Here is a 16,327-nt window from a genome sequence, read left to right as displayed (position 1 = left end):
TACACAAAGAAGCTGTGCTCCATGATCCTTCTGTCTCGGTCCGTATGGCTCAGAGCAGAATCCGATATGGGAAAGCGGGTCTATTCCATTGTTTCAAAAAAAATAAAATCTGATCCGCAGAGTGCGATTCGTCAAGACGATACCGCCTCCTCGAAATCATTATAACAAAATGTTCACAATTTCAACATCATTTTTTTGCTGTTTTTTAGAGTTTAATACGCGCGGACTCTACGGGACAACGTTTGGACTTCCAATCACCGTTATCCTCAGACGTCTTTGAACGCTATAACTGTATATCCCCCGAGTACAGCTTCATAGTTTCGCCATCACGCGTTTTTACCGTCAAAGCCCCGTTATCATCAATACTTTCCGCCGTGCCTTCCACCCAACCGTTATAAGTTTTTACTCTCAACGGACGGTTAAGAGAAATCGTCAGCGCCTCCCATAATGTACGAATGGGCGAAAACCCCTGCTGCAAGTACAGCAGATAAAGCTCCTCGAATTTCTCCAGAAACCGGCGAATAATCTGAATCCGGTCAAGAGGCCTGCCGCATACGATTCGTAATGAAGTCGCCTTGCCGTCAAGCTCTTCCGGGAAATCATCCGCCTCCATATTCACGCTTATGCCGATTCCGGCCACCACATAATTCAAGCGGTCGTCTTCCCCGCTCGATTCCAGCAAAATGCCGCTCACCTTAAGCCCGTCAACAAGCAGATCGTTAGGCCATTTGATTCCGACGGCAACACCCAATTCCTGCCGCAACGTACGGCAAAGGGCCACCGCGGTCAACAGCGTCAACTGGGAGGTTTGCTTCAGCGGTATATGAGGCTTCAACACGATGCTCATCCAGATTCCTTTACCTTTGGGAGACAGCCATTTCTTGCCCATACGGCCCCTTCCGGAAGTCTGTTCCTCAGCGAGCACGACCGTTCCTTCGGGGCAGCCTTGGCGCACTAGCTCATGGGCTACGTTCTGGGTGGAATCTACCTGATCGTAAATACGGAAGGAGCTGCCGATCATTTCCGTTTGCAGCGAATCCGCCAGCTTCAACGGGTCAAGCTTGGCCGGCTGATAGACCAACCGATAGCCTTTTCTAGGCACGGCCTCGAATTCGTATCCTAACTTCCGCAGATTCTGAATCTGCTTCCATACAGCCGTACGGGAGCAGTTTAATTTCCGGCTAATTTCTTCACCGGAGAGAAAAGCCTCCGGATCATTTTGGAATAGCTCTAGCAAGCTTTGGTTCATACTCCATCACTCATTTGCCAAATAATATTTAGCCTTGTCCAACAGGTCTTCTTTACGGTTAGCACAACGGCCGAGAGCTACCTCAAGCATTAGCCGGTCCATAACCCGGCCGAGCCAAGGTCCCCCTTGCCGACTGGTTAGAGTCAACAGATCTGACCCGGAAACCGCCAGCTCTCTAATCCCGGTCACCGGCATCTCCTTCAGCCAACGGCGCCCTTCATCCGCTGGGACCGAGCTCCATGCAGGACCGATTGCCAATGGAGGATTCCGCAAACGTCCCGCTGCTGCCGCATCCGCCAGAGCAAGCCACTCCGCCGCAGCATCCGCACCATATCGCAGAACCGCTTCTTTCCATACCTGTTCCAACTCTTCCTGGCCTGGGTCTGCAGACTTGGCTATTAAATGCCCGTCCATTTCGATAAGCTTGATCACCTTGTCGATGGCCAGCCTGGAGAAGGTCAGCATAGACAACCCCTGGCGGGCCGCCTCTGCGGACAGCTCCATACTTCTCAACAGCCAGGCCCAGCGCAATAACGGGCGATCCAATAGATTGAGAAGGGAAAGCTCTGCGGGCAGTTCCTCTTCCGCAGTCCAGCGGATAACGGGCCAGTCCGGCTTTCTTTTCAAAAAATGCAGCAGCCCGCTGTTCACCAACAGAACAAGCCCCCGGTAAGGGTCCGAACCCTCCATCATCTTGTCCCATTCCGCCCTGATTCTCTCCATAGCGATATGCTGCAGCAGATCCCGGTTCGCTATTAACGACTCCCAGGTAGAGCTCTCTATCCGAAAGCGATAATTGGCGGCAAAACGAACGCAGCGGACCATCCTTAACGCGTCCTCGCGAAACCGCTCCCGGGCATCTCCTACACAGCGAATGAGCCCGTTCTGCAAATCTTCCAATCCGCCGAAAGGATCGATGACCGAGCCTGTCCCATCCATCGCCATTGCGTTAATGGTAAAATCCCGGCGCTGCAAATCCTGTTCGAGGTTTTGCACGAAGGTGACTTCCTGGGGACGCCGGTAGTTCTCATAATCCGACTCCGTCCTGAACGTCGTGACTTCATAGGATTTACCGCCATACAATACCATGACGGTCCCATGCTGAAGCCCTGTCGGAACAGTACGCTCGAATAGAGCCATAGTTTGTTCCGGCAGGGCGGATGTCGCTATATCAATGTCATTCGTCGGCTGGCCTCTTAGCTGATCCCGCACGTAGCCTCCGACAACATATGCTTCGTACCCGTTCTCTTTAAGACGGTTCAATACATAAACCGCTTCCGGTTCCAACGGAATCATTCTTATTACCCCATGCACAGGCTGTTGACATCCGCATTCCATTCCGGCGCCGGACGCCCCAATACCCGGTAATAAATTTGCTCATACTGATAAGTGATTAGATCATTGCAGAAGACGGTTCTGGCGCGATGGAGGCAGGCCTCCTTGAATTCACGGAACAAGGCTTCATCCTGGAGCAGCCTCACGACCGCAGAAGCCATTTGCTCCGTATCCCCGATGGGCGCCAAGTAACCGGTCACGCCGTCCGCTACCAGCTCGGGAATTCCCCCCGCATGCGAGCCGACGGTAGGCACCCCACAGGCCATCGCTTCGAGAGCCACCAGACCGAAGCTTTCTTTTTCCGAAGGAAGAAGCATAACGTCAGCTAATGAGATTACCTGCGCAACGTCATCCTGCTTTCCCCAAAAAAGAACTTTATCGGACAAATCCAGCTCTCTCACCTTGCATATGGCTTTGTTCAGGTCCGGTCCTTCCCCTACGAACAACAGCTTAGCCGGGATGCGGCTATGCACACGGGCGAAGATGTCCACGACGTCAAGCACTCTTTTAACCGGGCGAAAATTGGAGATATGAATCAGAATCTTTTCCTCCGGCTTCGCGATCTCGCTTCTGAGACCGGAAGCGTCTCTCGGATAATACACCCGTTTATCGACGAAATTGTAAGTCAAATCAATCGGCCGGTCGATGAGCAGCGTCTCTCTCGTCTCGGCGATCAGATCCTCGGATACCGCGGTCACCGCATCGCTCTCGTTGATCGCATGACAAATCAGATCGCTTAACGACTCGTCATGGCCAAGAACGGTAATATCGGTCCCGTGCAAAGTAGTGACGACTTTAAGATGCTCTCCGACCATCTGTTTAGCCAACAAAGCACATACGGCATGAGGAATAGCGTAATGAACATGCAGCAGGTCCAGCTTCTCCCTCTTGGCAACCTGGGCCAGCTTGCTGGCCAGCGACAGGTCATAAGGCGGGTAGCGGAAGACATAATAATCGCTCACTTCCACCTCATGATAGAAAATATTTTTATCAAATTTGCCGCCCAAGCGAAAAGGAATGCTGTGGGTAATAAAATGAACCTCATGCCCCTTCTCCGCCAACAGCTTGCCGAGCTCGGTAGCGACAACGCCGGACCCGCCCAGCGTCGGATAACAGGTAATTCCGATTTTTAATCTGTCACTCATGGCTCAGCCCCTCTTCCAGTATCATCCATTCCCAAATAAGTTTATTCCTAACGGCGTCAAAATAGATTAACAATTAGAGGAAGCTTGCTCACAAATCCTTCAGCATATGGGACAAGACGCTTCTGCCCGAGAAGCCTGTCCCTTGCCTCAACATTGTCCAGATACCCTTGATTCAGAGGGGTCTTCACCTGCCCCCGGGATGCTTCCGCAGGCTCAAATTGGGAGCGGTAGGCCATCAGCGCCTCTCTCTTCTTGGAATACTGGCTGCTTATATCTATCATAGCATCCGGGTCTATCGCATCGTTGATAAAGTAAAAATAAACCTGCTCGACCGAATGTGCCTCGGTATCGGGCAAATAATTGCGCAGCTTGGCACTGAAAACCGCCTCTTGAACCATGCGGCTGCAGAGCACATGATCCGGATGCCTGTCCTCCCAATAGGGGCAGAAAACCATTCGCGGTTTATACCTGCGGATCGCCAGAGTAATCTCGTCCAACTGCTCCTTAATAAGCTGCAGCCCCCGATCGGGCAGGCCCAAGTTGGCTCTGAGGGTCACCCCCAGCGCCTTCGCTGCATGCGCAGCCTCCCGCTTGCGCGTTTCCACCGTTCCGTTGGAGGACATCTCGGCAAAGGTCAAATCGCATATTCCGACGCTGCGGCCTGCTTCCACATGCTTGGCTATCGTTCCGCCCATGCCTATCTCGGCATCGTCAGGATGGGCCCCGAACACCAGCATATCCAACGACTTGGTCATTGCTCTCCCTCCGGCTTATATTTATGAACCAGCTCCCGCCAGGCGAAATCACCGCGATCCAGGGCTCTGACCAGAAGCTCTGCGGTCGCTACGTTCGTGGCCACCGGGATGCCCTGTACATCGCACAGTCGGAGCAGAGCGATAATATCGGGCTCATGCGGCTGGGCCATAAGAGGATCACGCAAGAAAATGAGCAAATCCAATATATTTTGCGCGACAAGCGCTCCGATTTGTTGATCCCCGCCCAGCGGTCCCGACATATATCGGTGAACCTTAAGCTGGGTGCTGTCCATAATTTTTTGGCCGGTGGTTCCGGTAGCATATAGCTGATGGTTTGCAAAAACGGATTCATAGGCGATGACAAAATTGACCATTTCTTCTTTCTTCCGGTCATGTGCAATTAATGCGATTTGCAAGCTCATGGTTTACACTCCCTCCGTTGCTGCCGCTGTTGAATTCAATCTTTATGAATATAAATTACCCTGAATAGCTTTAATCGATAAAATGATCAAAGCCGTATACGATGCCGTCCAATCCCATTGCTTTCTTGACAGCGAGATTCACACCCGGCATATAGCCCGCTCTTTCGTATGAGTCGTGGCGGATCTTTAATGTTTGACCATAGCCGCCGAAGATGACTTCCTGCTGGGCGAATACCCCTGGAAGCCGGACACTGTGAATTCTGAAGCCGTCGTAGTAACCTCCCCGGCTTCCCTCGATCGTCTCTTCCTCATTGGGATTTCCCTGACGCAGCTCTTGACGGTTCTGCGATATTAATTCCGCCGTCTTGACGGCTGTGCCTGAAGGAGCGTCCAGCTTCTGGTCGCCGTGATATTCGATAATTTCCACATGAGGCATATATTTGGCCGCCTGGGCGGCAAATTTCATCATCAGAATAGCTCCGATCGAGAAATTGGGTGCAATGATACCGCCAATGCCCTGGGCCTTGCAAAGCCTGTCCAACTCCTCAATATCTTCCGGTCGGAAGCCGGTTGTTCCTATAACAGGACGTACTTTATGCTTAATGGCTGTACGTGCATTCCCCATAACTGCTTGGGGAATTGTAAAATCAACCATGACATCGGGCTGCCCTTCAACTAATGCCAGCTCCAAATCGGATGTAAGCTTGATTCCGCAGGCTCCCAACCCGACCATCTCCCCTGCGTCCCGGCCGTCTCCGGAGTGATCAATCGCCGCTACCAGCCGCAGCTCGGGATCCTCCAGTACCATCTTGACCACTTCCCGGCCCATTCGGCCTCCTGCACCTGTCACTGCTACTTTAATTGGATTATTCATTCTATTTACCCTCGCTTTTCTCAAACTTCGTTGATGATGTCGTATATTGATGAAGCTGCTGCTCGTATTCCTGTTTGAGCCTAATTGCTAATGAATGATCCGGTTCCAACCGGAGCACTTCGGATATAGCCCTCAGTGCGGAGCGATAATCGTCGACATCCGCGTAAGCCATTCCTAACAGCAAATAAGCGTCAGTCGATAACGGGTCCAGCTCTACTGCCTGCTTCAACAGCAGAATCGAGAAGTAAGCCCTGTCCCGTCCTTCCTCCAAATAATTTTGCGCTTGCGCCACATGCTCCCTGGCCCGCACCCTTTCGTAATGGGACCGGTATGTGTCGTCGTCCGGCTCCAGCTCAGCGGCCCTCCGGGCATGAATAGAAGCCTCCGTCAAACGGCTGCTGCGCATGCAGGATATCGACAACCGGTAATGATATTCCGCATTGTCCGGGCAAGCTTTAACAGCCTGCTTAAACCACGCAATCGCCTGGTCGAAATCGTGAGCAAGAATCGATTGATAAGCCTTCTGCATAGCTTCATATCCGTCCATGCGTCGCCATCCCTTCCTAATGCCTTATGGATGAAAGGTGATGGTATAGCATATGTATTATTGATTTTCATTGTTAACCGGAGTCCACCGATTGGCATCCCGGGTTTGAAATTTTTCAAGTACGTCATCATGGGCTTTAGTTAAATCAATGCCCAAGGAATTGGCAAAGCAGATCAGGATAAACAACAGATCGCCAAGCTCATTTTCGATAGAATTTTCTTCTTCCGTCGGCTTCTTCGGCTTTTCACCGTATCGATGATTAACCTCCCTCGCCAGTTCGCCCACTTCTTCCGAAAGCCGGGCCAACAAGGAAAGAGGACTGAAATATCCTTCTTTAAATTGAGAAATATAACGGTCGACCTCATTCTGCATTTCCTTTAAGCTTTTATCCGCCAATGGGATCCCTTCCTTTACTTTCTGTCTTGCAGGGGTTATTCCCTTCACTGTTATTCACTGCAATAAAGCAGTGCAGCTAAAATACATGTTAACGCAAAGACGTCTTGAAGACAAATTATTTTTCGAAGAATCGCTCATTACAAACGGTGGAAATAAGTACATACACGAAAAAAGCCTCTTAATTAAGAAGCTTTAACCCGAACAAATCGACGAACTGATCGTTCGTGATCGTGCAGCATTTCTAATTAGTGGCTAGAATGCTTTCTAGTCAGATAAATTTGTATAATAATTCCAAACTCTAAGAAGGTTTAACCCGTCTAGATGGAAAATTAATATCAATAACATCTGCAATCGCTTCACACGCAGGATGGATAAATCCCGGCGATAAGAAAGGGCATACTAAAAAAGCTATGAATCCTATTCCGGTACTTTTCCGAAATCCCGGATGTCAGCGTTTCTCATGATTAATGGAGGAGGCGTACATAGAAAATGACGAATAAGTATCTCACGCTATACCGCAACATTATTCCCATTATGCTCGGTACAGCCGTCTATGCCTTTGGCCTTCATTATTTTGTCATTCCTAACGAGCTTATGGAAGGGGGCATGACCGGCGTTTCCCTCTTGATTAACTATGCGTTGGGAATACCTCCTTCCTTAACAACCCTTGTACTCAATGTTCCCCTATTTTTGATAGGCTGGAGAGTATTTGGTAATCAAGCTATGGCTTTGACCGTGCTCGGAACCTTGTTCCTCTCCTTCTTCCTCTGGACTATGGAAATGCTGATCGGCTACGGCTGGATCATTCCTCTAGCCGGTGAGGACTACTTCCTCGTGACCCTCTATGCCGGTGTCACCTTGGGGGCCGGATTAGGCGTAGTCTTCCGATTCGGCGGTACAACAGGAGGCTCCGATATTCTGGCCCGGATCATCAACAAAAGAAAAGGATGGAGCATGGGACAGATCATTCTGGCGATTGACGTTCTGGTCATCGGCTCCTCTCTGCTGTATATCCCCAAGGAAAAAGTTTTATACACGATCGTGGTCGTATTCATCGCCTCTAAAATGATTGATTTCGTTACGGAAGGGGCTTATGCCGCCAAAGCCTTCACCATCGTAACCGAAAATGGAGAGCTGTTGGCCCACCGGGTAACTTCGGAATTGGAACGCGGTGTCACCATTTTTCCGGCGAAGGGCGCCTATTCCCGAAAGGATAAGGAGGTATTGTATTGTGTAGTCGCCCGTCAAGAGGCCCGGAGGTTAAAAATGATTATCCGATCGGTTGATCCCTCTGCTTTTATCATTATAGCGGATGTACAGGATGTACTGGGCGAAGGCTTCAAAGAAGAATAAAGCTATATCCGCACTTTGTCCATAATGCCCATGGCGGCGTAGGCAGGGTTACTTTTAACGATCTCTTGGAACGCGCGCGAACCTTTTATCGGAATGAAACATTTTCCATGCGACGAAGCCGAGAACCGTTAATATAATGGCGCCCATTGCTGCAGACCATATTATCGGATCTTTGCCTTCTACTATAGGCAGATAGGCCGTCCGTTCGTCAGCCGAATAAAACACCTCGCGAAGGGCATTGTCCAACTCTTTGGCCGCTGAGCGGATTTCTGTATACGGAATCGGGGTGGACTGCATTTGGTGTTTGATAAAAACGAACAACGAGTCCAATTTTTCCACAATCTCCGGATTTCGGCTAACCATTATGGACGCACGAATGGTTTCGTATCGATCCTCCAGTCTCTGGAATGTACCGGACAATTCCTGATCTTGCTGGCGGCTCGCGGCCAGCTCCATTCTTCTCAGTTCGGACCGAATCGCTTTATCGAATTCCAACCACATGGGTGAATATTGATGAGTCATTGCATCAGCTATCAAGCGGATTTTAACAGCCTCCTGCAGAGCTTCCTCTGGAGAAGTTTGAACAGAATTGAATTTCCTTTTTGCCTGCTCAATAGTGTCGAATAAAGCATTCATCCCTTCCAGCGAGGTAATTCCGGAAAATTGGATTTTCGTTAACTGCTCTGAAATATCGTCCAGCTTTTCCTTACCTCCAACAACATTGCCGGAAGCTGTCTGCTGATACATTTCATTCGCCCATTGGTTGATTCGCTCCAGTTTAACCATTTCCCGCGAATTTCCCTCTTGTGCCTGCGGATCGGTTGGCGTATTTACCTCTCCGCAGCCTCCAAGGATCAAGGCAACAAGTACAAAGCCTGCACTTAACGCACGAAATCTTCTATTTAACAACATAGGACATCCCCTCCTCAACATCATGATATGGGGGGATGTCCTTATTTAGACCCTGTCTGAACGTGATTTTTTAGCAAGTCCTATCCAGCCGAACAACAAGACGGAGAACAAGCTGAGCCCCCACGTAAAGGCCTTTACCTGATCTATATTTTCCGTAAGGGCATCAGGCAGCCAAGGGTAAATTTCGTAGGAGTAGTCGATAAAATCGTTGCCTAGTACCCATAATGCAGCAATCAGCCAGGAGATGGGACGAATCTGAAAGAAGCGGACGAACAGCAGCGCTTCCGCAGCCATGCCCAAATGCGATCCGATAAGCATCCAATCCTGCCATGCCATGGGCTCACCCTGATAGGCTCCGCCGACAATCATAGCTACGGCCCAAATCCCGTATTTGAAGGAAGCGACTACTGCCACCGTCTCAATGATGCGGCGAACAGGCGTGCTTACCGGCCCTTTGAACCGGTCACGCAGAAGAAAGATGAGCGCCAGTGTAAAAAACAAGCTTGCCGTCGGACTATCCGGAACAAGCAAAACCATCCACAATGGTCTGTTAGAAACGGTATAGACGAGTTGATCCCAGTACCAATAGTAACCATATACCGTTCCTAAGCTATTTATCCAGAACAAAGACCACAGCATAAACGGTGACGTCAGAAAAGAGCGGCTCATTACTGTCTTCCACACAATTTCATTCGGCATACGGCTACCTCCTTTCGAGCTTTTAACATGCCAGGCAAGCCCCTGTAACAACCCGGAACTAAGATGTCAAGGATAAACGGCCCATCGCCGTCCTTTGGACGGGCGCGTTTACCATGAAAAATAAGAACAGGTATAAAGTAAAACTTATCCTTTCTTATATTTCAAGAAAAAACCTGACCACATCTTGCGAAGGGTCAGGTTATCGTACGGATTATTGGGCTTTCTGCTTCGACAGCCATTCAGCCAATGTATCGATATCGGCATCGGTCAGCCCATTGGCAATATTGGTGTCATATTGGGCCGGCATTCCGCCCTTACCGTTCTTGATAATATCAAGAATTCCCGCTTTGTCATACTTATCACCAATTCCGAGCAAAGCAGGCATCGCGCCTCCGCTCAAGTCCGCCTGGTGACAGCTGAGACAAGTCGATTTGGCATAAATTTGCGCCCCTTCGCTGTCCGGATCCACGATAGGAATAGCTGCGGATTCCGGTTTCTTGCGAATATCGGGCTCGCGGCCTTCTTCCTTAGCCGCCTTCCGCTCCTCTTCCGCTTTAATATGATCCGGAACGAGGCCTTGACGCTCCAACTCCTTCGTATAGTGGTCCCAGGAGTAAACTGTCAAGTATGTGACGGCAGCCAACGAAACCAGCATTAGAGAAGAAGCAATCGGTCTTCTGTAGAAACGTCTTTCTTTACCGGTATCCAGGAATGGCGCCAGTAACAAGCCGCCGAACATAATACCGGGAAGAACAATCGTTCCGAGCACAACATACTGATCCGAAGTGTACGGATATTTAAGCAATTGATACATAAACAAGAAATACCAGTCCGGCATCGGAATAATCGCCGTATTCGTCGGATCGGCGGGATATCCGAGCGGTGCCGGCTCAGACATAACCAGAACCAGGATACCGACCAAAGCAACGACCGCAACCATCCATTCCTTCAATAAGAAGTTCGGGATGAACGCCTCGGACTTGCCGGGATAAGAGGTATAATCTTGTGGATGCGGCCGGAATTCTTTCTTGCGAATACGCGAATCGCCGACGTAGACTATCTTTTCATTCGATTTAGGACCATGGGCCACGCTTTACCCCTCCTCCTTCTTCGGCTTCCACAACTTTCTCAGATGCTGTTAAAGCTCTGCCTTATGAACTTAACCTTATAGCGGACCTGCAATCCCCTGCCTGCGGATCATGAAGAAGTGGGCCGCCAACAAGCCTAACAGTACAGCAGGGAGAAAGAACACATGCAGTGCGAAGAATCTCGTTAAGGTCTGTGCCCCTACAATGTCGCCCCCTTGCAGGAACGTCTTCACATAATCTCCGATGAAAGGTGCATTTTCCGCAATTTTAATACCTACTTGAGTTGCAAAGTAAGCTTTGTTATCCCACGGAAGAAGATAACCTGTAAAACCAAGGCCAAGCATTACGAAGAAAATAAGCATTCCTACTACCCAGTTCATCTCGCGAGGATTCTTGTAGGATCCTGTGAAGAAAACCCGTAGCGTATGTAGGAACATCATGACGATAACCAAGCTGGCACCCCAGTGATGCATGCCGCGAACGATAACACCGAACGCCACTTGATGCTGAAGGTAATCAACGCTATTGTACGCATTTACGATATCTGGCACGTAGTACATCGTCAAGAACATGCCGGACAGAATTTGAATAACCGTAACAAAGAACGTCAATCCGCCAAAGCAATACACGAAAGCGGAAAAGTGATGCGCAGGGTTGACGTGTTCCGGAACCTCGTGGTCGGCCACGTCTCTCCACATTGGTGTTATGTCAAGGCGTTCGTCAATCCAGTTATAAACACTTTTCAGCATTTAATAGCACGCCTCCTTATTTGACTATCTCATTCGGATGCAGCTTGCCCAAATAAACGAAGCCGCCTTCAATCTTCACTTCATACTGATCCAATGGTGCAGGCGCTACCGCAAGGTTCTTGCCTTCCTTAGTGTAGTGAGCGTCATGACATGGACAGTAGTATTGGTTAGGAAACTTCGGATTGTTCCAGTTAACGGTGCAACCCAGATGCTTACAGGTCGGATTCAGAGCAAAAATATTGCCGGAATCATCCTTGGCAATCCAAGCCTCAAGCGTCGGCGTGCTCTCATACCAACCATCGACTTGCTGAACTTGAAACTTGAAAGATTGAGGCTCCGACTGAATCTTGCTCTCCTCAACGACCTTCACCCAATCGGCCTCGCCTTTCGTCTGCAGAATCGGATCCACTGCAAAACGAAGCATCGGGATCATGGGCCCCATAGCCATAAAAGCAGTTGTTCCTCCCAGAGCATAGCTCAGGAATTGGCGACGAGACATCTCGCGCTTGGGACTGGTTTCATCAACTGGATATTGGGTTCCTTGGTCTTTGTTCTCGCTCATGTGCTGGTTCTACCCCCTTTAGCCATATATCTCACGTCGCAATCGACAAGTCATTACATAATATACTAGGACATAAACTATAATAGCCTACGACCATGGGGGCGTCAAGAACATGGCTTGTCCACTTCCCAATGGTTTTGCAGCGAATAAAGCAATTATTAACCAAATTGTCACAATTGAAATTTTTATACGATGCAAGCGATTAGGCTTCGAAGAAGTCACACTCGCTAAATCGCCTAATAAGCTACCTTTATGGAATCGACAACATCTTTGAAAAGGCATCGACGGAAGCTTCTTTTACCGCGACGGATAGTTTGTTTTCATTTAATCCGGTAAAGATCTTAAACAATCTTGAACGTTCGCCATAAAAAGCTACCTTTGGAAGCTTTTTTTAGAGTTCTCCCAAATGAACATTCTCATTCATCCCCGGAAGGACTTTGTGACCAAATGGATTCGATTATCTGGCCGATTCCGCTTCTCCCGTTCCCGATACTCTTCGCCGAAACGAATACATCGGCCTCCGGCAGTACAAGATCGTTCAAGCGGGGGTCGTTAGAGATGGGAATAACATATCGGAACCCTACCTCTTTCAACTTTTTGCAAACTTCGTTTACATGAGTGGCGAATTGGGAAATTTCCGAAGTATAATGAAGGGCAGGATAAGTAACAATACGGCCTTTGTAAGGGATTTCTATCCAATCCATCGCATCTCTCAGCTTCTCCAGAGCCTCGGTAGCCTGCCATGGAGTTTCATCTCCTGTCAGCCCCGTAAGCGGGAGCAGGCATGTGTCCAAATAAGGACGCAGCTCCTCCCATTGATCCTTTTCGATTTCGCTAAATTTCATGAAAGCCTCTCCTCTCCCTGTATTCCCTTCCTTTATCCACATAGCTTGCGGTCGTCCTCTTCATTCGCTCCAAATCCGCTTCCGTCAACTCCCGTATGACTCTGGCCGGAGTCCCTAATGACAGAGTATAGGGCGGAATGACCTTATTCTCGGTCACAACAGAGCCGGCACCGATCATGGAATATTCCCCTATTTGAGCGCCATTCAACAGAATCGCTCCCATTCCGATCAAGCAGCCTTTGCCGATTTGGCAGCCATGAATGATGGCCCCGTGTCCAACCGACACTTCCTCATCCACAAGCAAAGGCTGTCCGGTATTCACATGGCCGATGCATCCGTCCTGAATATTCGTACGCCGGCCTATCCGAATCGGTGCAAGATCTCCCCGCAGAACCGCATTGTACCAAAGACTGCAATCTTCACCGAGATGGACGTCGCCGATAATCTGAACTCCTTCCGCAACGAAAACGCTCGGGTGCAATGTCGGGTATACCCCCTGGTAATCGTGCTTCATTCGCTTCACTCCGATCAGTTTGGATGTACGACTTACAGGTTCGGGTGTGATTGTAGCAAGCCCGTTAAGGCTTGTCAATCGGCAGTTCTATTTTATCCTCTTCCTTTACATAGGTGCCTTTAATGACGCCGCTGCCAAGCTTGGTCATCATCACGACCCTGCCGAGCCCTTCCTCTTCCCCGATTTTAATCAAGCCGATATGCATCATCATTTGGAGAATGCGATGATTCAATATAGACTCTGGAGCATCGTAGTAGAATGGCTTGATAAGGGGGACGAGAACCTGCTCCAGAGAAGCGACCGTTACCCACGAATGGGCCAGTCTGTCAATCCATTGCACCAGCGACTGCAGATTGGGGATAGCTCCTTTGTACAGTCTCAGCCAAAAATGATAAATATCCTGAACATCCTCCGTCCGGCCTTGTTCCAGCCTCTTTCGCCCCTCAAGTGTAAGCTCCAGGACCTGCTGCTCTTCCGTGATCAAGCCCTGATAATAGCAATAATCATATATAAGGGAAAAGCGGTTAGGATATTCCTTAAAACGTCTCCCGTAGCCAAAACGCCAAGCTGTCCGCCCGACCTGCTCTTCCTGAACGGCAAAGCTCTCCAGCAATTGCTGAAGATTCCGTTTATAAATATACCCGTCTGCCGACAATTGCACCTCCTGCTGCTGCAAATAACGCAGCAATGCCGACAAATCTTGAACAAGCAGCTCCTGCTCATCCCGGTAGACCGTCGGATCGGTACCAATGTATTGCAGCTTTGCCGCAAATTGCTTGGTTAAGGCTTCACCGATTTTACGTTTCAAATCTTGCGGGACTTGAAAAAGATATCTCGTCTGTTGGGAATGTCCATTAAATAACCAACCCCTATGTTTAAACTTCACTATCGTATCTCGCGGATTCCAGTCGGATGCTTCTTCTTTAACGAATCGGGTCTGGTTCGCGCGCGCCAGTAATTCTTCCAAACTGAATAAATCCCGCCTCTCAAACAGCAGGGAGTTAAGAAAACGGATATCCTCCATGGATAGCCCTCCTACCTGCTGCTCAAACACTTCCTTGCGGCCAATGCTCGACAGAATCGATTGAATCAGCTCGTTCTTGGAGTTCGTGCTGCATTCGCAGGCATAAGTTCGAGCGATATGGCTTAACTCACGTATGTCGGCATAGCTTAACATATCTGCGAGATTCATTACCGGATGCCTCCGTTCATTCTTTTTGTTGTTAGTATGAACGGTTTTTGACAACATATTCCTTGTTTGGATAATGCATGGAACCACCCTTGGTAAAGAAGCCGTATAAAATGACTTATGACCCTAGTAGCCGCCCGCCGTTATTGAAGACAAATTCCTGCGATGATGCATCAATTTAGAGCGATTCAGAGCACTCGGGGAGACGCCTGCAAATACATTAATTTCGGTATAAAATCACCCTATCCCGCAAGAGAAAAAAAACGCCCCCTAATGGGAGCGGTCGTCCTATGCTCTTATTCGGGAAAGCCAATTCATGATCAGCAATGCGGCAATTAAACCCAGGAAGGAAATGACTAGCAAGTAGTCAGGATAAGTCTGAATCGGCCCCAGCTTGAGCGGCTCGATTATGGCCGTCTTGGAAGAGGCGCTTTGCATCATAACCTGAGTGTGGAGCGAGGGCTCCGCATAATTGTCAGCCGCGCTGACCGCCTGATGGAAACCAAATATCCCGCTTTCCACCGGTTGGGATTCGGGTGCCGGGCGATAGACCAAGGAATACAGAAAGCTAAACATAAACAGCGCCAAGCAAAACGAAATGAATGCGGTCAGCCTGCGTCTTACCTTATAGGAAATGGAGTAGATTCGATCGGAAACCGGCGTTCTCCAGCTCTCCTGCTCGTAAATCCGGTTCATGACCCGACTGGAAAACTCAGGGCCTTCCATCGCTGCCGGACGAGACGAAGGCGAGGCCTCCTCCCTGGCGATCCATTCGGCACTCTCAATCCATATCTGGAGTTCATTCTTGCAATCCGTACAATGGTTAACGTGCTCATCCACACGCAAACGCCGTTCATCGTCCGGAGGAAGATCGGTATAAATCTCGATGAGATCCTGAACCTCGGCACAATTCATTAACGATTCATCCCTTCAATATCAGTCAAGATGGGATCAAGAACGTACGGCTCGAGCTGCATCCTGACACTGGCCCTTGCGCGAAACAACAACGACTTCACCGCACTGACCGTCTGTCCAAGAATATTCGCGATTTCCTGATAGTCCAACTGGTCGTACTCCCGCAAAATAAGGGCAGACCTCTGTTTCTCCGGGAGATTGTTAATGGCTCTGCGGACCATCGAAACCTTCTCATTGCGAAGAACCGTCTGCTCGGGAAGTGTTTCCGAAGCAGCTTGCGGAGTATGTCCGCTTTGTTCTAGCGAAACCTTGACATGCTTATGCCTGCGAAGCTCGCTCAATACGGTATTCCGCGCAATGGTATATAACCAGGTGGAGAAGGAAGCTTCTACTTCGCGAAAAGTGGACAAGCTTCGATAAGCTTTGTAGAACGATTCTTGACACAAATCGTCTGCCATCGCTTCCAAGCCGGCGCTCTTGAGCATGTGAAACACAAATGTAAAAATCTTCCGTTCATAACGCTGCATTAATTCGGAATAAAGTTCCACATTTCCATCTTTAATTTCTCTAATCAACTGGGAATCGGTCATCACAAACGATCCTCCTTGCGATCCTCGTTCGTTAATCCCAGCCTCCTATCCTGTTGTACTCTGCTGGGGAGGAAAAAGTTGCGCACCACGATCAAAATTTTACGTTCATAGCTTCTGAAAAATGACAAAACTTCCGAAGCCCTGCCATTACTGTATGCTGACAGGGATCGGAGGATGTATAAGATTGC

The 16,327-nt window shown here is 49.2% G+C and carries 19 protein-coding genes; 1 reads left to right on the top strand and 18 read right to left on the bottom strand.

Features of this window, described 5'->3' with window-relative positions:
• Positions 1-283: 283 nt before the first annotated feature.
• The 8 genes from ACFQ03_RS01455 to ACFQ03_RS01420 form a co-directional block, all read right to left on the bottom strand.
• Complete coding sequence (locus ACFQ03_RS01455; protein WP_144933289.1) at positions 284-1,249, bottom strand: biotin--[acetyl-CoA-carboxylase] ligase; 966 nt, start codon at positions 1,247-1,249, stop codon at positions 284-286.
• A gap of 6 nt (positions 1,250-1,255) precedes the next feature.
• Complete coding sequence (locus ACFQ03_RS01450) at positions 1,256-2,545, bottom strand: CCA tRNA nucleotidyltransferase (protein WP_191964342.1); 1,290 nt, start codon at positions 2,543-2,545, stop codon at positions 1,256-1,258.
• A gap of 5 nt (positions 2,546-2,550) precedes the next feature.
• Complete coding sequence (bshA, locus tag ACFQ03_RS01445; RefSeq protein ID WP_379285608.1) at positions 2,551-3,729, bottom strand: N-acetyl-alpha-D-glucosaminyl L-malate synthase BshA; 1,179 nt, start codon at positions 3,727-3,729, stop codon at positions 2,551-2,553.
• Positions 3,730-3,785: 56 nt separating this feature from the next.
• Positions 3,786-4,484 carry a bacillithiol biosynthesis deacetylase BshB1 gene (gene bshB1, locus ACFQ03_RS01440; protein ID WP_379285606.1) on the bottom strand — a complete coding sequence of 233 codons (699 nt, stop codon included), beginning with the start codon at positions 4,482-4,484 and terminating at the stop codon, positions 3,786-3,788.
• A complete protein-coding gene (gene mgsA / locus ACFQ03_RS01435) occupies positions 4,481-4,906 on the bottom strand; it encodes a methylglyoxal synthase (RefSeq protein WP_144933293.1) in 426 nt (141 codons plus the stop codon). Before mgsA ends, bshB1 begins: the two co-directional genes overlap by 4 nt.
• Before the next feature lie 70 nt (positions 4,907-4,976).
• Positions 4,977-5,780: a 4-hydroxy-tetrahydrodipicolinate reductase gene (gene dapB / locus ACFQ03_RS01430; RefSeq protein ID WP_144933294.1), complete on the bottom strand. Its 804-nt coding sequence runs from the start codon at positions 5,778-5,780 to the stop codon at positions 4,977-4,979.
• A gap of 1 nt (position 5,781) precedes the next feature.
• Complete coding sequence (locus ACFQ03_RS01425) at positions 5,782-6,327, bottom strand: tetratricopeptide repeat protein (protein ID WP_379285603.1); 546 nt, start codon at positions 6,325-6,327, stop codon at positions 5,782-5,784.
• A gap of 57 nt (positions 6,328-6,384) precedes the next feature.
• Positions 6,385-6,723 (bottom strand): nucleotide pyrophosphohydrolase, encoded by a 339-nt coding sequence (locus ACFQ03_RS01420; RefSeq protein WP_144933296.1) that lies wholly within the window; start codon positions 6,721-6,723, stop codon positions 6,385-6,387.
• Between the two features lie 489 nt (positions 6,724-7,212).
• Between ACFQ03_RS01420 and ACFQ03_RS01415 the strand changes: the two genes are divergently transcribed.
• A complete protein-coding gene (locus ACFQ03_RS01415; protein ID WP_379285601.1) occupies positions 7,213-8,076 on the top strand; it encodes a YitT family protein in 864 nt (287 codons plus the stop codon).
• 54 nt (positions 8,077-8,130) lie between these two features.
• Here ACFQ03_RS01415 and ACFQ03_RS01410 read toward each other — a convergent pair whose 3' ends face one another.
• From ACFQ03_RS01410 to ACFQ03_RS01365, 10 genes are all read right to left on the bottom strand, one after another.
• A complete protein-coding gene (locus ACFQ03_RS01410) occupies positions 8,131-8,988 on the bottom strand; it encodes a sporulation protein YpjB (protein WP_379285599.1) in 858 nt (285 codons plus the stop codon).
• 45 nt (positions 8,989-9,033) lie between these two features.
• Positions 9,034-9,687 (bottom strand): DUF1405 domain-containing protein, encoded by a 654-nt coding sequence (locus ACFQ03_RS01405; RefSeq protein WP_186328188.1) that lies wholly within the window; start codon positions 9,685-9,687, stop codon positions 9,034-9,036.
• A gap of 211 nt (positions 9,688-9,898) precedes the next feature.
• Positions 9,899-10,777, bottom strand: a complete 879-nt coding sequence (locus ACFQ03_RS01400; RefSeq protein ID WP_379285597.1) for a menaquinol-cytochrome c reductase cytochrome b/c subunit — start codon at positions 10,775-10,777, stop codon at positions 9,899-9,901.
• 75 nt (positions 10,778-10,852) lie between these two features.
• Positions 10,853-11,524, bottom strand: coding sequence for a menaquinol-cytochrome c reductase cytochrome b subunit (gene qcrB / locus ACFQ03_RS01395; protein WP_144933300.1), 672 nt, complete (start codon positions 11,522-11,524; stop codon positions 10,853-10,855).
• Between the two features lie 16 nt (positions 11,525-11,540).
• Positions 11,541-12,086 carry a ubiquinol-cytochrome c reductase iron-sulfur subunit gene (locus ACFQ03_RS01390; protein WP_144933301.1) on the bottom strand — a complete coding sequence of 182 codons (546 nt, stop codon included), beginning with the start codon at positions 12,084-12,086 and terminating at the stop codon, positions 11,541-11,543.
• A 416-nt stretch (positions 12,087-12,502) separates the two neighbouring features.
• The gene (locus ACFQ03_RS01385; protein ID WP_144933302.1) at positions 12,503-12,931 is read right to left on the bottom strand and encodes a DUF2487 family protein; all 429 of its coding nucleotides are present in this window, start codon (positions 12,929-12,931) and stop codon (positions 12,503-12,505) included.
• Positions 12,921-13,445 (bottom strand): gamma carbonic anhydrase family protein, encoded by a 525-nt coding sequence (locus ACFQ03_RS01380; protein WP_379285594.1) that lies wholly within the window; start codon positions 13,443-13,445, stop codon positions 12,921-12,923. The genes ACFQ03_RS01385 and ACFQ03_RS01380 overlap by 11 nt, the downstream gene beginning before the upstream one ends.
• A gap of 64 nt (positions 13,446-13,509) precedes the next feature.
• Positions 13,510-14,637: a hypothetical protein gene (locus ACFQ03_RS01375; RefSeq protein WP_144933304.1), complete on the bottom strand. Its 1,128-nt coding sequence runs from the start codon at positions 14,635-14,637 to the stop codon at positions 13,510-13,512.
• A 285-nt stretch (positions 14,638-14,922) separates the two neighbouring features.
• A complete protein-coding gene (locus ACFQ03_RS01370) occupies positions 14,923-15,549 on the bottom strand; it encodes an anti-sigma factor family protein (protein ID WP_379285591.1) in 627 nt (208 codons plus the stop codon).
• On the bottom strand, positions 15,549-16,139 hold the full coding sequence (locus ACFQ03_RS01365) for an RNA polymerase sigma factor (RefSeq protein ID WP_144933392.1): 591 nt from the start codon (positions 16,137-16,139) through the stop codon (positions 15,549-15,551). Before ACFQ03_RS01365 ends, ACFQ03_RS01370 begins: the two co-directional genes overlap by 1 nt.
• Positions 16,140-16,327 lie beyond the last annotated feature (188 nt).

The sequence above is a fragment of the Paenibacillus residui genome, from assembly GCF_042677205.1.
GTDB lineage: Bacteria > Bacillota > Bacilli > Paenibacillales > NBRC-103111 > Paenibacillus_L > Paenibacillus_L residui.
This window is presented reverse-complemented; position numbering and strand designations above follow the sequence as displayed.

What these genes read in the sequence shown, in the direction of transcription:
- ACFQ03_RS01455 (WP_144933289.1), bottom strand. Translation starts at nt 1,249, where the DNA reads ATGAACCAAAGCTTGCTAGAGCTATTCCAAAATGATCCGGAGGCTTTT.
- ACFQ03_RS01450 (WP_191964342.1), bottom strand. Translation starts at nt 2,545, where the DNA reads ATGATTCCGTTGGAACCGGAAGCGGTTTATGTATTGAACCGTCTTAAA.
- bshA (WP_379285608.1), bottom strand. Translation starts at nt 3,729, where the DNA reads ATGAGTGACAGATTAAAAATCGGAATTACCTGTTATCCGACGCTGGGC.
- bshB1 (WP_379285606.1), bottom strand. Translation starts at nt 4,484, where the DNA reads ATGACCAAGTCGTTGGATATGCTGGTGTTCGGGGCCCATCCTGACGAT.
- mgsA (WP_144933293.1), bottom strand. Translation starts at nt 4,906, where the DNA reads ATGAGCTTGCAAATCGCATTAATTGCACATGACCGGAAGAAAGAAGAA.
- dapB (WP_144933294.1), bottom strand. Translation starts at nt 5,780, where the DNA reads ATGAATAATCCAATTAAAGTAGCAGTGACAGGTGCAGGAGGCCGAATG.
- ACFQ03_RS01425 (WP_379285603.1), bottom strand. Translation starts at nt 6,327, where the DNA reads ATGGACGGATATGAAGCTATGCAGAAGGCTTATCAATCGATTCTTGCT.
- ACFQ03_RS01415 (WP_379285601.1), top strand. Translation starts at nt 7,213, where the DNA reads ATGACGAATAAGTATCTCACGCTATACCGCAACATTATTCCCATTATG.
- ACFQ03_RS01410 (WP_379285599.1), bottom strand. Translation starts at nt 8,988, where the DNA reads ATGTTGTTAAATAGAAGATTTCGTGCGTTAAGTGCAGGCTTTGTACTT.
- ACFQ03_RS01405 (WP_186328188.1), bottom strand. Translation starts at nt 9,687, where the DNA reads ATGCCGAATGAAATTGTGTGGAAGACAGTAATGAGCCGCTCTTTTCTG.
- qcrB (WP_144933300.1), bottom strand. Translation starts at nt 11,524, where the DNA reads ATGCTGAAAAGTGTTTATAACTGGATTGACGAACGCCTTGACATAACA.
- ACFQ03_RS01390 (WP_144933301.1), bottom strand. Translation starts at nt 12,086, where the DNA reads ATGAGCGAGAACAAAGACCAAGGAACCCAATATCCAGTTGATGAAACC.
- ACFQ03_RS01385 (WP_144933302.1), bottom strand. Translation starts at nt 12,931, where the DNA reads ATGAAATTTAGCGAAATCGAAAAGGATCAATGGGAGGAGCTGCGTCCT.
- ACFQ03_RS01380 (WP_379285594.1), bottom strand. Translation starts at nt 13,445, where the DNA reads ATGAAGCACGATTACCAGGGGGTATACCCGACATTGCACCCGAGCGTT.
- ACFQ03_RS01375 (WP_144933304.1), bottom strand. Translation starts at nt 14,637, where the DNA reads ATGAATCTCGCAGATATGTTAAGCTATGCCGACATACGTGAGTTAAGC.
- ACFQ03_RS01370 (WP_379285591.1), bottom strand. Translation starts at nt 15,549, where the DNA reads ATGAATTGTGCCGAGGTTCAGGATCTCATCGAGATTTATACCGATCTT.
- ACFQ03_RS01365 (WP_144933392.1), bottom strand. Translation starts at nt 16,139, where the DNA reads ATGACCGATTCCCAGTTGATTAGAGAAATTAAAGATGGAAATGTGGAA.